Annotated in this window: 18 protein-coding genes and 1 pseudogene; 3 read left to right on the top strand and 16 right to left on the bottom strand. The window is 28.5% G+C overall.

Features of this window, described 5'->3' with window-relative positions; genetic code table 11:
- Positions 1-66: 66 nt before the first annotated feature.
- Positions 67-747 (bottom strand): superoxide dismutase, encoded by a 681-nt coding sequence (locus N4A48_RS14130; RefSeq protein WP_293666995.1) that lies wholly within the window; start codon positions 745-747, stop codon positions 67-69.
- Between the two features lie 174 nt (positions 748-921).
- Here N4A48_RS14130 and N4A48_RS14125 point away from each other — a divergent pair, with 174 nt between their 5' ends.
- On the top strand, positions 922-1,401 hold the full coding sequence (locus tag N4A48_RS14125) for a 4Fe-4S binding protein (protein WP_293666994.1): 480 nt from the start codon (positions 922-924) through the stop codon (positions 1,399-1,401).
- A gap of 14 nt (positions 1,402-1,415) precedes the next feature.
- Here N4A48_RS14125 and N4A48_RS14120 read toward each other — a convergent pair whose 3' ends face one another.
- Together N4A48_RS14120 and N4A48_RS14115 are read right to left on the bottom strand one after the other, a co-directional pair.
- Positions 1,416-2,447 carry an anti-sigma factor family protein gene (locus tag N4A48_RS14120; protein WP_293666993.1) on the bottom strand — a complete coding sequence of 344 codons (1,032 nt, stop codon included), beginning with the start codon at positions 2,445-2,447 and terminating at the stop codon, positions 1,416-1,418.
- Positions 2,448-2,464: 17 nt separating this feature from the next.
- Positions 2,465-3,034, bottom strand: coding sequence for an RNA polymerase sigma factor (locus N4A48_RS14115; RefSeq protein ID WP_293666992.1), 570 nt, complete (start codon positions 3,032-3,034; stop codon positions 2,465-2,467).
- 218 nt (positions 3,035-3,252) lie between these two features.
- Between N4A48_RS14115 and N4A48_RS14110 the strand changes: the two genes are divergently transcribed.
- Positions 3,253-3,936: an SIMPL domain-containing protein gene (locus tag N4A48_RS14110; protein ID WP_293666991.1), complete on the top strand. Its 684-nt coding sequence runs from the start codon at positions 3,253-3,255 to the stop codon at positions 3,934-3,936.
- A gap of 3 nt (positions 3,937-3,939) precedes the next feature.
- On the opposite strand, the gene N4A48_RS14105 is transcribed toward N4A48_RS14110, so the two are convergent.
- The 6 genes from N4A48_RS14105 to N4A48_RS14080 all read right to left on the bottom strand — a co-directional run bounded on the left by N4A48_RS14105 (position 3,940) and on the right by N4A48_RS14080 (position 7,542).
- A complete protein-coding gene (locus N4A48_RS14105) occupies positions 3,940-4,350 on the bottom strand; it encodes a hypothetical protein (RefSeq protein ID WP_293666990.1) in 411 nt (136 codons plus the stop codon).
- 201 nt (positions 4,351-4,551) lie between these two features.
- Positions 4,552-4,719 (bottom strand): hypothetical protein, encoded by a 168-nt coding sequence (locus N4A48_RS14100; protein ID WP_293666989.1) that lies wholly within the window; start codon positions 4,717-4,719, stop codon positions 4,552-4,554.
- 12 nt (positions 4,720-4,731) lie between these two features.
- Positions 4,732-5,211 carry a hypothetical protein gene (locus N4A48_RS14095; RefSeq protein ID WP_293666988.1) on the bottom strand — a complete coding sequence of 160 codons (480 nt, stop codon included), beginning with the start codon at positions 5,209-5,211 and terminating at the stop codon, positions 4,732-4,734.
- Between the two features lie 31 nt (positions 5,212-5,242).
- Positions 5,243-5,596, bottom strand: coding sequence for a hypothetical protein (locus N4A48_RS14090; RefSeq protein WP_293666986.1), 354 nt, complete (start codon positions 5,594-5,596; stop codon positions 5,243-5,245).
- A gap of 118 nt (positions 5,597-5,714) precedes the next feature.
- Entirely contained in the window at positions 5,715-7,040 is a 1,326-nt protein-coding gene (locus N4A48_RS14085; protein WP_293666985.1) for an APC family permease, read from the bottom strand.
- A gap of 307 nt (positions 7,041-7,347) precedes the next feature.
- Positions 7,348-7,542 carry a hypothetical protein gene (locus N4A48_RS14080; protein ID WP_293666983.1) on the bottom strand — a complete coding sequence of 65 codons (195 nt, stop codon included), beginning with the start codon at positions 7,540-7,542 and terminating at the stop codon, positions 7,348-7,350.
- Positions 7,543-7,742: 200 nt separating this feature from the next.
- On the opposite strand from N4A48_RS14080, the gene N4A48_RS14075 reads away from it, so the two are divergent.
- Positions 7,743-9,368, top strand: coding sequence for a sigma 54-interacting transcriptional regulator (locus N4A48_RS14075; RefSeq protein ID WP_293666982.1), 1,626 nt, complete (start codon positions 7,743-7,745; stop codon positions 9,366-9,368).
- 54 nt (positions 9,369-9,422) lie between these two features.
- Here N4A48_RS14075 and N4A48_RS14070 read toward each other — a convergent pair whose 3' ends face one another.
- The 7 genes and pseudogenes from N4A48_RS14070 to N4A48_RS15020 all read right to left on the bottom strand — a co-directional run.
- Positions 9,423-10,070, bottom strand: a complete 648-nt coding sequence (locus N4A48_RS14070) for an ankyrin repeat domain-containing protein (RefSeq protein WP_293666980.1) — start codon at positions 10,068-10,070, stop codon at positions 9,423-9,425.
- Positions 10,071-10,101: 31 nt separating this feature from the next.
- Positions 10,102-10,398, bottom strand: a complete 297-nt coding sequence (locus N4A48_RS14065; protein ID WP_293666978.1) for a hypothetical protein — start codon at positions 10,396-10,398, stop codon at positions 10,102-10,104.
- Between the two features lie 13 nt (positions 10,399-10,411).
- Entirely contained in the window at positions 10,412-10,555 is a 144-nt protein-coding gene (locus N4A48_RS14060; RefSeq protein WP_293666976.1) for a hypothetical protein, read from the bottom strand.
- A 12-nt stretch (positions 10,556-10,567) separates the two neighbouring features.
- Positions 10,568-10,897 (bottom strand): hypothetical protein, encoded by a 330-nt coding sequence (locus N4A48_RS14055; protein WP_293666975.1) that lies wholly within the window; start codon positions 10,895-10,897, stop codon positions 10,568-10,570.
- Between the two features lie 59 nt (positions 10,898-10,956).
- Positions 10,957-11,256, bottom strand: a complete 300-nt coding sequence (locus N4A48_RS14050; RefSeq protein ID WP_293666973.1) for a DUF7677 family protein — start codon at positions 11,254-11,256, stop codon at positions 10,957-10,959.
- 17 nt (positions 11,257-11,273) lie between these two features.
- A pseudogene (locus N4A48_RS14045) lies at positions 11,274-11,933 on the bottom strand (YwqG family protein).
- A gap of 177 nt (positions 11,934-12,110) precedes the next feature.
- The coding region (locus N4A48_RS15020) for a zinc ribbon domain-containing protein (protein WP_293667070.1) at positions 12,111-12,272 on the bottom strand (162 nt) is incomplete at its 5' end.

Below are 12,272 nucleotides of genomic sequence, written 5' to 3'. Positions count from 1 at the left end.
CACCTTATTCCCTATTCATTATTTCTTCATTAACACAAAAAACTATGATTATAATCATAGTTTTTCTTAGTCTTTGCAATAATTCGCCCATCCATACATTTTTTCTATATTAATTTTATCAGAAGTAGATCTATATTTCCTAGGAAAATCTTTATTTATTTTTTTATAATTCATAAATCGTTCATTCACTACATCCCAATTTATATTTTTCATAAATACATCTATATATTTTTTTCTATCTATTCCAAAATCAATCATATAAGCATGTTCATAAACATCCATAACAAGAAGAGGATACGCCGTTAATACTGTACCTACATCATGTGCATCAAGCCCATATATATGAAGATTATTATCTAAAGGGTCAATAGAAAGTACTACCCATCCTCTCATTGACAATCCTACATCTTTAAATCTATCTTTAAAAAACTCATATGATCCGTATTTTTTTTGTATTTCGTTTAGTATATCACCATAAGGTTTGTTATTTCCTCCTATCAGGTTAGAAAAATACAATTCATGAAGCTTAACTCCATCAACAGAATAGCTTTGACCTAACATTAAACTTCTTGTATCACTAAAAGTAGGATTAGGATTTTCATATAACTTATTTTCATTTAATATAGTCCATATTTCATTTGTCTTATTTACATATCCTTCATATAACTTGTAATGTTGATTTAGTTGATTTAAGCTCATTCCATTTACCTCTTCAAAATCGTACTTTTTAGCTTGTATATACTCCATACCATTCACCTCTTATACTTAATTGCTTAAATTAAGTTGCTCATATATTATATAGTTTAGATTTATAATATGTGATCTGGCATTTTATATATTTCAAAATAACTCTTGATATTTTCATCTTTATATCATAATATATAGATATAAAGATATTTTAATTTTATGGAGGTTATCATAATGAAAAAAAATAGAAAATCACATATGAATTGGTCATGGATTTTCATGATTTTATTTATTACATTATCAATTTTGGATATTAGATTTGGAATCTTAGGATTTATTTGCATGACAGTACCAATGTATCATGCTATTAAAGGAAGAGGCAAGGTTCATTGTTCTCACTACTGCCCTAGAGGATCCTTATTAGGTAAATTTTTAAATAATATAAGTTTTAAAAACAATTTACCTAAATCATTTAGAAGTAACACTGTAAAAAATATATTACTGAGCTTAATGTTTATAATGCTCACTATATCTTTAATACATGCAGGCCCTGATATAAAAAAAATAGGTTTTTCAATTTTTAGATTTATGATGGCATCTCTTGTAGTTGGTATTATAATGGGTGTAGTTTTTAAGCCAAGAAGTTGGTGTCAAGTATGTCCTATGGGCCATGCTACTGGATTAATAGATAAAAAGATTAAAAATAGGTCTTGATATTTTATCAAGACCTATTCTTGTATATTTATCTCATATACAATCTCATCGTATACATCATTTTCATCATTTTCATTATGAAGTATATAGATTATATTAATAGTTCCCTCTTTACTAGCTCTAAATCCCCATGTACTTGAATAAATTTCTTCACCTTCAGAAATACTTTTCGATATCAACTCTATTAAACCATTCTCATCCTCATATATCATAGAATACTTAGTTCCTTTTGAATTCTCAAGCATAATGTCAAAAGCATCTCCTACCTTAATATTCTTTTGATATTCATTATTCATACTAAATTGAGCTATACTTTTACTATTTTTTTGTAAAGGTTCATCCGAGGTCATTTGAATACTCATCATATTATTCTCATCTTTTTCATTTTGCACAACTTCTATATTTTCAATAGGCTTTTGATCCTCTACAGAAGTCGGTACACTTGTATTAGTTTTTTCATTATCAGAAACCCTATCTACTGAATCATGTTTCTCTACATTATCATTTTCACCCTCAGTATTTTCTGAACCACTAATTGCCGAAAGACTTTGCTGTACATCTGTATTAGTTTTTTCATTATCTGAAACTCTATCTACTATATCACGTTTCTCTACATTATTATTTTCATCCTTAGCATTTTCTGAATCACTAATTGCCGAAGGACTTTGCTGTACATCTTTATTAGCATTCTCACTAATTTCTATATTAGAATTTTCTTGAATATCTATCCTTTCAAACTTATCAATATTTTGTACACTAAAAAATACTATAGCTAAAGATGCAGCAATATACATGTATTTACTCCATTTTCTTTTATCTTTAACTTTCTCATTTTTTAATTTATTTCTTAATGTTTCATCATAATTATCAGGTAGCGGAACCTGTTCAACACTATTTAAACTGTCTATCAAAATAATCATCTGTTCATACTCACATTTGCATTTTTCGCAATTGTTCATATGATTTTCAAACGCACTCTTATCGTTATCATCTAAAATATCATCTATATAATATGAAATATTTTCTCTGAATTTATCACAGTTCATATGAATTCTCCTTTCTTTTAACCAAAGCATTCTTCCTTCATACTTTGTTTTAATATCTCCTTTAGTTTTTCCCGACCTCGCTTAATCCTCGATTTAACAGTTCCGATTGAACATTCTGTTATATTAGCTATTTCTTCATAACTAAAACCTTGTATATCTCGTAGTATAATTGCTGTTTTTTGAATAGATGGTAATTTATCTATTGCATCTCGTATTTGTTTAGTCTCTATTTTTTTATCTAATATTTTTTGAGGATTGCTATCTATATAAGTATCCTCCCTATTTATAATCTCATCATTTATCGGTATCACCTTGTTTTTTTCATTCTTCTTCATATAATCAAGACAAGTATTCATAACTATTCTATAGAGCCAAGTTGAAAAAGAAGATTTCTGGTTAAAGTTTTTAATATACCTATAGACCTTAATCAAGGCTTCTTGAGATACATCCATAGCATCATCAGGATTTTTTACAATTCCTAATGCTATATTGTACGCAGTCTGCTTATACTTGTCTATAAGCTTTTCAAATGCATCAATGTCCCCATCTATGCATTTTTTAATTAATTGATTTTCATTTAAATCCAAGTTCTACCCTCCTTAAATTTAAAAGCCCCTTGTATTTATTAGACGACTTTTAATCAAAAAAGTTTCATTTTATTATATAATACATATATTCTATAATAAAACCAGAAAATATGGTACGGATATAAATTCCAATTATCATAATAAATCCCATTCACAATATTAATTATCATTCATACTATGATAGTATTCATCGAAAATTTTTTAAAAGGAGGTTTATAATGATTCCATATACCCCTTCATATACTAAAAGACCTACAATGAATAGAAGTGAAGACAAGAAATCAAATAACGATGGGTCAATATCAGTTGTAGGAATCGGAACTATACAAGTGCCACCAGATATGGCAACAGTAACAGTAGGAGTAATAACCCAAGATAAGGATTTAGAAAAAGCACAGACTGAGAATACTAAGCTATCAAACAACGTAATTAAAGGTTTAAATAACATAGGAATAGAAGATGAGGATATACAGACTGTAAATTATTCAGTAAAAACCAACTACGACTATATAAATGGAAAACAAAAATTCAGAAACTACGAAGTAAGACACATACTTGAAGTGACTGTAAAAAATATAGACCAAGTGGGAGAAGTCTACGATGTAGCTCTTAAGAATGGAGCAAATATAGAGGGTGGAGTAACATTTGGTTTATCTAATCAAAAGTATTATTATGATAAAGCTTTGGATTTGGCAGTTAAAGATTCTGTAAAAAAAGCTAATAATATAGCTACTTCATTAAATACAAAAGTTAACAATATACCTTTAACTATAAAAGAAACATCATTTGGTCAATCTCCAGTATATTCCAAAACTTATGCAGCTACAAATGGTGCTCCACCTATTCAAGGTGGACTTATAGACGTTTTGGCTCAAGTAAATGCTACATTTGAAATGATATGAAATTTAGTACCATCCATTATATTCTTCATCTTTTTTGCCTTTTAATCTATGAATATCATAAGGTGTATAATCTTCTATAAGTTTCTTATTATAATATTCTAACTCTTTTATATGAAGTTCCTCTATACTGTTTATCAAAGTATTATATAAATCTATATTTTTTTCTTTAATATTCATAAATTCATTCCCTATTATACCAAGATTAACTTCTAAATATTCATTGTATATTTTATATTGATTATTATCATCTTTATTGGATATTAAATTTTTAAATTTTTTAACATTCTCAAAATACTCTTTAGTATATTTTATTAGATTATTTAAATTATCTTGTTGAAAATCTATATCTTTTATACTTTGCTTTAATCTATCACTATTTTGAATTACTTTGCTCCACACTGTTATAATATTCATAAATTTCCCTCCAACCAAAAATTTTAATTACTGTTTAACAAAAAATGAGAGTTTAAATTCAAACTCTCATTTTTTATTATATATATTATTTTCAATTAATTTTATTTTATTCTAAATCAAAATCTTTGCTATATATATTTTGTACATTATCGATGATTTGAATTTAATCCCTTCTTTAATTTGGATTTTTAATGTATATTTCTATTTTAAAAGTCTCCCTGTATCAATTTTAGAACTTAGTTTCTCTAATTCTTCTATCATTTTTATTAATTCTTTATCTTCTCTATCTCCTAGAAATGCTTTTTTCTCTATTGTTAATCTAAACAGACTAAGCGATATCAAATCTAGTTCCCTTTTGCTTAAATCCATAAAACCTCTCCCTTATATAGTTTTCATGCTTATCAATTCATCCAAAGCTTCTATTACATCTTCTTTATATTCATTTTTGATGGGAATACTCTTATATCTTTTTTTATTATTTTCATTTATATAAATTCTAAATCTAACATGTGTTTTTGATAATTTCATCACTTGATACGATAATATATCTTTAGATGAATATTCTTCTGCTTGAATTAAGATACCCTTTGAATGAACTATAAATTTACTTCTATAAAAACTTACAGGCATCATTATCAATAGCAATCCTATCATAAATACATCATCAGAATTAAAAAATAACATATCTATTATAATCATAATAAATAATATAATTTCAAAAATATTATTTATTATACTAGATTCATTAAGATTAAATATAATTTTATTGTTATTAACAATAAAATTATATTTATTTTTATAACTAATACGAATACATATATATACTAGAATCATAATTACTCCTAAAATACACTCTATCATAACATTCTCTCCTAATTATCTTTTTTGAAATTTATTTTTTATATCCCATAACAATAACCTCTAAATATTCTTCTCTTTCTTCATACCAATTTAAAAAACGAAATTCCCTAAACGGCTCTTGAGTTTTCATCTCACAAACTCCATAAAGAATCATATCTTCTGGATTAAACGAATTTATTTCCTTTACACCATAAAATTCCATAAATATCATTTCTTTATCATAACTTTCAACTATAACCTTTAGCTTATCTCTTTCTTGAATTATTTTCTTAATTCTTCCATCATGCATTTTATAGCTTCCTATATATCCTAGAAATTCACTATTCTCCATTATTTCACCTTCTTCTAAGCTAAATATTATTAAATATTGTATACTATTTTTCATTTTTTTACAATTATCTTTAATTTCTACTTTAATAATTATATATTAATGCAATCAAAAAAGATGATTTCTGCTTTTATACAAAAATCATCTTTTTAATATTTCTAGTTTCATACAATTTTTAATTTGTTTCTTTTTTGTAAAACAACAGACCCGAAAGAAATACAACAGCAGAAATCCCTAAATCAATTTTTACAGAAGGCTTAGAAAGTCCACCATATACAACTACCGATGCCCCTATAAGAGCAAGTATAGGAATAACAATTCTTTTAACAGTTGATAGATCATTCATTTTAATCATAAATGCAACATAAATAACCATATAAAATGCATAAATTAAAGCTATTGGCAATTCCGAAATATCTATGAACATTCCACCAGGGAATAATCCTGAAAAATTCATATACCAAATTACTAGATACATACAAATCAAACCAAAACTTGCCATAGCAGAATTATTAGGCATATCAGTCTTACTATCTACCTTAGAAAAAAACTCTGGCTTTATACCTTGCCCACGAATAGCTAATGAATAGAAAGAACGAGAGCTTCCTAGTATAAGTCCATTAAGAGTAGCTAGACACGATACTATTATGAACGAAGTAAGTACAGATGCTCCTAAACTTCCAAATACAGCTCCAGCAACAAGATTAACAGCATTATCTCCTTGTTCTATAATAGTCTGAGATGGAATAATTCCAACTATACCAAGGAAATATGAAATATATATAACTACTATAGTTAAACTTCCAAATATAAGAGCCTTAGGAAGAGTTTTTTTAGAATCCTTTATTTCTCCATTAATTGTTGTTGCAATAATCCATCCTTCATATGCAAATGCCGTTCCTAGTACAGCAGCTGCAAATCCATGTCCTCCATCAACTACACTCGTTACATTAGAAAAATTTTCAACTAAGATCCCATTGTTCACACCTTGGAATATACCAACTACAGATATAATAATTAAAGGAACAATTTTAATCACTGTTGAAGCCACTTGGAACTTTCCTGATAATATAGGTGACAAATAGTTCATAGTATATATTCCAAGCATATATATAGCAGACATAATCCATACAAAATTTCCTTCTTGATTAAATAAAATAGCAGTATAATTAGCAGCTACCCACGATAATACCGCAGCTAGTGCTGGATAATAAATGATTGCATTAAACCAACCTATTAAATAAGCAAACTTTTCAGAAACTATACCCTCAGCATAATCAACTATACCATTAGACCTTTCAAACCTATTTGAGCACTCTGCAAAAACTAAAGCTCCAAAAATCATAGAAACAGCTCCAACTAGCCAAGCAATTAAAGCTGTTTTTACATTTCCACCTGAAGCCATAAGAATATTATCAGCCTTAAAGAATACACCTGACCCTATTACTATACCAATAACCATAGCAACTGTAGTCCAAAGACCATATTTTTTTTCCATCATAATTTACACCTCATTTCAAACCTCAATCTCATTTTAAAATTATATATAAAATTTTAATTTAATACATTATATAATACAATCCAAGAAATTTCTATACTTTACGACAATTTTTTTATTTTCTGAAAACAACTCAAATTAAAAATTAGTCTACTCGCTAACACGATTACTCATCTCACCAACGATCCCTATGGGCTCCGTTGCTCAAAATAATTGTAAGCGTATCTTTCTTGACAAGTTATCCATAAAACAAGAAATTTATAATACCTTAGTACATTAAAAGATAGACTCGTCTCCAAGTCTATCTTTTTCACTCTATTTTTTTATTAATTATTTTAGATTCAACATTCGCCTTTGTATCTTGATATCCTGCTATCATCCTCTCATAGGATTTTTTCTTTTCTATAGATAAGTCTTCATCATGCTCCTCTAAACAGCTCTGTATACTTTCTATAGCACAATCCATTCCTTTAATAAATATGTTTAATTTTTTATCATCAATCATAATTTGATCGCCTCCTCTTATAGAGAAGTCTGTCCATAGGTATGATTTTTTAAACTAATATTACTGCTATTCCATATGAATAGGCATTGCTCCATGAAATGTAATAAACATTTTACTGTGAGAATGCTATAATAATGTTATGAAAATACTAAACCTTAATGATTAAACAAACTATTTTATCGAAAGAGGGATTCAGGACTATGAAGTTAAATCGAATTATAAAAATTTTAATAGCACTTGCTAATGATAATAAGGTAACTGTTAAATATCTTGCTGATAAGTTTAATGTCTCACGTAAAACTATATATTCTGATTTAAATACAATTATATTATCTGGAATACCTATAATTTACGGACAAGACCATAAAGGTACAATTACATTATTAGAGGGTTTCAATTTTCCTAAATCATTTAAGCAACCTGTTGAATCCACTAAACGTCCAGCTAAGGAGGACATCTATATAAAATATGTCAGTCACGAGCAAAGTACGAAGCATATCCTATCCTTATGGGAAAAATTCACACAACATAGGCTAAACGACGATCATACATTAGACCCTACTATTTTTCATTCTTGGATTCGATGTCAACGTATGAATGTACCTATTTATGAGGTGGACCCTGGCAATTTCCTCTCTCCTGATTGTTTGAAGGATTACTTAATTGAAAACGTACTTTCAGAAGATATGGTAAAACCAACAATATTCTTGAATATTTTTAAACACCTAGGCTGGTATGCTATGACTTATGATAAAAATGCAAATCTTGAATATATAATTAACCCTGTTACTAATTATGAGCGATTGTATCCTCAGCTTGGATACTATATTAACGTAGATGAAAGCCACATTGGAACAAATCCTATCGCCTTAGCCTTAATGGAAAATAGAACTATTATTACAAGGGGTGCCGAGAATTATAATAAATCCTTACATGGCATTACTTCAATTGCCTCACCAATTTATAAGGATGGTGAACTTTATGGTGCACTCAATATTGTTTTTATACATACCAATGTAAATCCAAGTGTTGTTCATATTGTAAATAGCTTTGCACGCCTATATGAAGCCCTTGTTCTTAACCAACATACTCTAGAAAAAAAAGAAGAAAAACATCTCTATGACGAAATCATAGAAAAAACTAATTCATATGTTCCTAAGATTTATGGTAAGTCCCTGCATTGGCAAAAATTATTAAATATAGCAGATTATTTTTCTATAATGCCCCATCATATAGCTATTGTAGGTGAAGAGGGTGTAGGAAAAAGTACCTTAGCTAGATACATTCACTCAAAAAGTACACGAAAGTATGCCCCCTGCTTCCAATTGGATGGAAACCAAGTTACAGGTACTCAATCCCAGCTAAAAGAATATCTCTTTGGAACGGAAAAAAATCACCAATTGGGATTAATCGAAAAGACAGAAGGCGGTATTTTGATAATAAAAAATATTCATAAGTTATCAAAAGACATTCAAAAGCTCATAGCACGTTATATAAAAACTTCTAAGATTAAGCGTGTAGGAGGTAGAAAGTTCCTTACCTTTGACGTAAGAATTATTTTTACCATACCCTCTCTACAATCAGAAGGTATCATTGAATCCTTAAAAGATGAAATCCTACTCTATTTGAATATTCATCCTTTAAGGGAACGAAAAGAAGATATACTAGATATTTATCAGAATTGGTCTGTAAATGAGAATACAAATAAAGATATTAAGTTAGTAAAAAGCGAGGTAGAAGCAATAGACCCTCTAGACCTGAATGAAAATATAAAGACCCTACGGGAGTTTTTTGTAGAAAATAATAAAATCTCTTCACAGAAGTAGGAGATTTTATTGTTTTTGAGTGAATTTCTACCCATTCATAATTTAATGGTAATTTCATTTTATAAATTGGTATACTGGTTCCATTTGACAATATTCTCGATATGTCATTTCTAATTTAGGATCAATTTCGTCTACATCTCCACCGTTTTTTATTAATAAATCAAATATTGCTTTTAAATCTTCAATTAATTCATCATTTAAAGGTCTAAAATCTACCCATGATGAATCTGAATGATTAACAGTTGGTAATATCTGTCTTGCATCTAAAATTGCTCTACCTATCGTAGAATTATCATATGAATCGTAGCATTTAACTTCGGCACCTAAATCAATGATTTTCTCAAGAATTTTATATGCATATTTAGATTCTTGTTTAGAATGTGCTATTTTCCATGTCCCATCAAAATTATCTTCAAGATATCTGGAATTCATTATTGCAGCTCTAATAGCATCATGTAGCACAGGCATTTTCCACTCATTACAACCTTCAACTTCCATAAAGTTTAGATTCGCTCCATTATCTATAAGAAAATCTGCAATATGAAAATTTCCTGTTTTTAATGCTACCTGTAGCAGTGATTGACCATCATCCTTTTTAGGTGGCTGTTTAGCTGTACAATTAACTAATTCTGGTTTCTTATTTATTATATCCTTTACTAATTCATAATCCCTTTTTCTTATAGCTGTAAATAATTTCTTCATAATTTATTCTCCTTCAATTGAAGATATTAACTCATACTTGTTCAAACTCCAAATTCACATTAAGTATTTGAGTATTTTGAGTAATTAGAGTAACTTCATGATCTCTTATATAGTTAATAAAATCATCTACTAAATCAAAGTCATCACTCCATTTATTACCGCTATTTATGTTTTTTAATTCACTCGATACATCATAATAGTAGGTCAATGATAACTGATAAGTATTTGCATCATCTTCATCTATTTCTGCTATAAATTGTCTTGTCAAGTTTACTTCAAATTGTTGACTATTTCTCCCATCAGATTTTCCCCACTGAAATAAAAGCATATCCGTTTCATCATCAGGGTAACCTTCTATAAATAGTGTTATAAGCTACATTCTCATAGTTTTCTTTTAAATGATTAACTCTAACATAACCACCATATTCATAAATATATCTCAATGTATCATATTCCTTTTTAGTTATATTTTCTTTAAAATACATTAACTCACCTCTCTAGTCTCCAATTGCAATAACTTTAATCTTTCTATCAATAGCTCTTTCACTAAGCTTTATAAACTCCTTAAAAAAGTTTGATACAGACCCATGAACTTCATCTAGTGAAATTTCTTTTCTTATATTTTCTATAATCAATTCTAATTCTTTAATTTCTATAACTCTATCTCCATATGGGTCAAGTTCTGCAAGAATCTGAATACCTTCTCTAAGTTCATTGTTTTTATAAATTTTATATATTTTATTATGTGTCTTTTCCTCCAATGAAACCATTTCATCACCATGATTTATACTTTTCATACGATCTGCTATGTAAAAATCTATTGCCATAATTCCACCACCCTTATATTTTAGCATTAACACCTTGATATCTTTTTTACTTATTCTATTTAATATAACTCAACTTCCCAATCTTCAAATGGTGGCTCTACTACATACGTTTTGTCAATATACCTTCTGATATATTGTGTCGCTCTTTTTTCAGCATGTCTAGAATTTAGAACTATTCCATTTTCATCCATTTCTATAACATTAGCGAATATTGCATAGACTTGCTCTAAAGCACTTGGTTCTTCAAATATACACGAATATTCAATATCATCTAACAAAGGATATCCTACAGTCCCATTGGCAAGCCAATATGAAAATGAGCGTAATGATCCACTAAATGAATGGCTTAATTTTTCCATTTATAACCCTACCTTCCTTAACAACAGTCAAATGTATAATATACTTTAGTAAAATCTAATTTTAATAAATCCTCTTTTCTAATAAAAAAGTTTGCCACACCTGCATCCCCCCACATCATATCAATTGAATCATCCGTATCTAGTTGTAACAGCACAATATTATACTCTTGGTCAGCTTTCTTTCTTGGGTCGTCCTGTGTAAAATATGCATATCCTCCAACTTTATGATTCCATCCAGGACTTATTTACCTATACAACTCTATCTCTTCATCATCAATAATATAGCGTCCTGACTCACGGAAATATTTTTCAAATTGAAAGTCTTCTATGGATACTGCTTCTTCATCTAATTGAAATAGCATTTTTGCTTCAATAGGTACAGGAAAATATTCATCTATATCTATAAAAGAAAAATCCGTAATAAGCTTATCTATATCTTCATTTATATGTTGATGATATATAATTCTAAAATTCTTCTGACAAGTGAAATCATCATTATTGAGACCGTAAATATCATCATCTGCCGAAATAAAAAACTGTAATATTCCATCAGTTGGAAACAACTCCATATGTGGCATTTGCAAAAAATTAATCTGTGCTAATAATCTCATTGGTTTACCTTTGGTGTCATTGGGATAATCTTTATTATCTAATTCCGATACGAAAAATATATACATTTCTATCTAAATATAGATATTTCTACTATGGCACTACTTATATCTATTAGATTTTCGTCTTGTGCCTTCCTGCTTCAATGAATCTGATTTTGCCTAGGCTACTCTCATTTGATATGACTCTTAACAGGCTTAAATTCCGCAGTATCGTTGCGTACACATTCAGAAACTTAGTTTAGGTTAAGCACTCTGAATTTGGTAATTTGCTAAATTAATACTTGCGTTCAAATCTCTATCAATCTTAAAGCCACATTCACAAATGAATATTCTATCTTTTAGCTTTAGATCTGATTTTATTTGACCACAATAAGAACAAGTTTTTGATGAAGGATACCATTTATC

The organism is Tepidibacter sp., assembly GCF_025210165.1.
Taxonomy (GTDB): Bacteria; Bacillota; Clostridia; order Peptostreptococcales; family Peptostreptococcaceae; genus Tepidibacter_A.
This window is presented reverse-complemented; position numbering and strand designations above follow the sequence as displayed.

Bases quoted from the DNA above. Each gene is read 5' to 3' on its own strand.
- N4A48_RS14080 (WP_293666983.1), bottom strand. From the start codon at position 7,542: ATGATTGATGATAAAAAATTAAACATATTTATTAAAGGAATGGATTGT.
- N4A48_RS14065 (WP_293666978.1), bottom strand. From the start codon at position 10,398: ATGCTTTTATTTCAGTGGGGAAAATCTGATGGGAGAAATAGTCAACAA.
- N4A48_RS14095 (WP_293666988.1), bottom strand. From the start codon at position 5,211: ATGATAGAGTGTATTTTAGGAGTAATTATGATTCTAGTATATATATGT.
- N4A48_RS14050 (WP_293666973.1), bottom strand. From the start codon at position 11,256: ATGGAAAAATTAAGCCATTCATTTAGTGGATCATTACGCTCATTTTCA.
- N4A48_RS14060 (WP_293666976.1), bottom strand. From the start codon at position 10,555: ATGTATTTTAAAGAAAATATAACTAAAAAGGAATATGATACATTGAGA.
- N4A48_RS14090 (WP_293666986.1), bottom strand. From the start codon at position 5,596: ATGAAAAATAGTATACAATATTTAATAATATTTAGCTTAGAAGAAGGT.
- N4A48_RS14100 (WP_293666989.1), bottom strand. From the start codon at position 4,719: ATGGATTTAAGCAAAAGGGAACTAGATTTGATATCGCTTAGTCTGTTT.
- N4A48_RS14125 (WP_293666994.1), top strand. From the start codon at position 922: ATGAAAAAAAATAGAAAATCACATATGAATTGGTCATGGATTTTCATG.
- N4A48_RS14120 (WP_293666993.1), bottom strand. From the start codon at position 2,447: ATGAACTGTGATAAATTCAGAGAAAATATTTCATATTATATAGATGAT.
- N4A48_RS14055 (WP_293666975.1), bottom strand. From the start codon at position 10,897: ATGGCAATAGATTTTTACATAGCAGATCGTATGAAAAGTATAAATCAT.
- N4A48_RS14085 (WP_293666985.1), bottom strand. From the start codon at position 7,040: ATGATGGAAAAAAAATATGGTCTTTGGACTACAGTTGCTATGGTTATT.
- N4A48_RS14075 (WP_293666982.1), top strand. From the start codon at position 7,743: ATGAAGTTAAATCGAATTATAAAAATTTTAATAGCACTTGCTAATGAT.
- N4A48_RS14110 (WP_293666991.1), top strand. From the start codon at position 3,253: ATGATTCCATATACCCCTTCATATACTAAAAGACCTACAATGAATAGA.
- N4A48_RS14070 (WP_293666980.1), bottom strand. From the start codon at position 10,070: ATGAAGAAATTATTTACAGCTATAAGAAAAAGGGATTATGAATTAGTA.
- N4A48_RS14130 (WP_293666995.1), bottom strand. From the start codon at position 747: ATGGAGTATATACAAGCTAAAAAGTACGATTTTGAAGAGGTAAATGGA.
- N4A48_RS14105 (WP_293666990.1), bottom strand. From the start codon at position 4,350: ATGAATATTATAACAGTGTGGAGCAAAGTAATTCAAAATAGTGATAGA.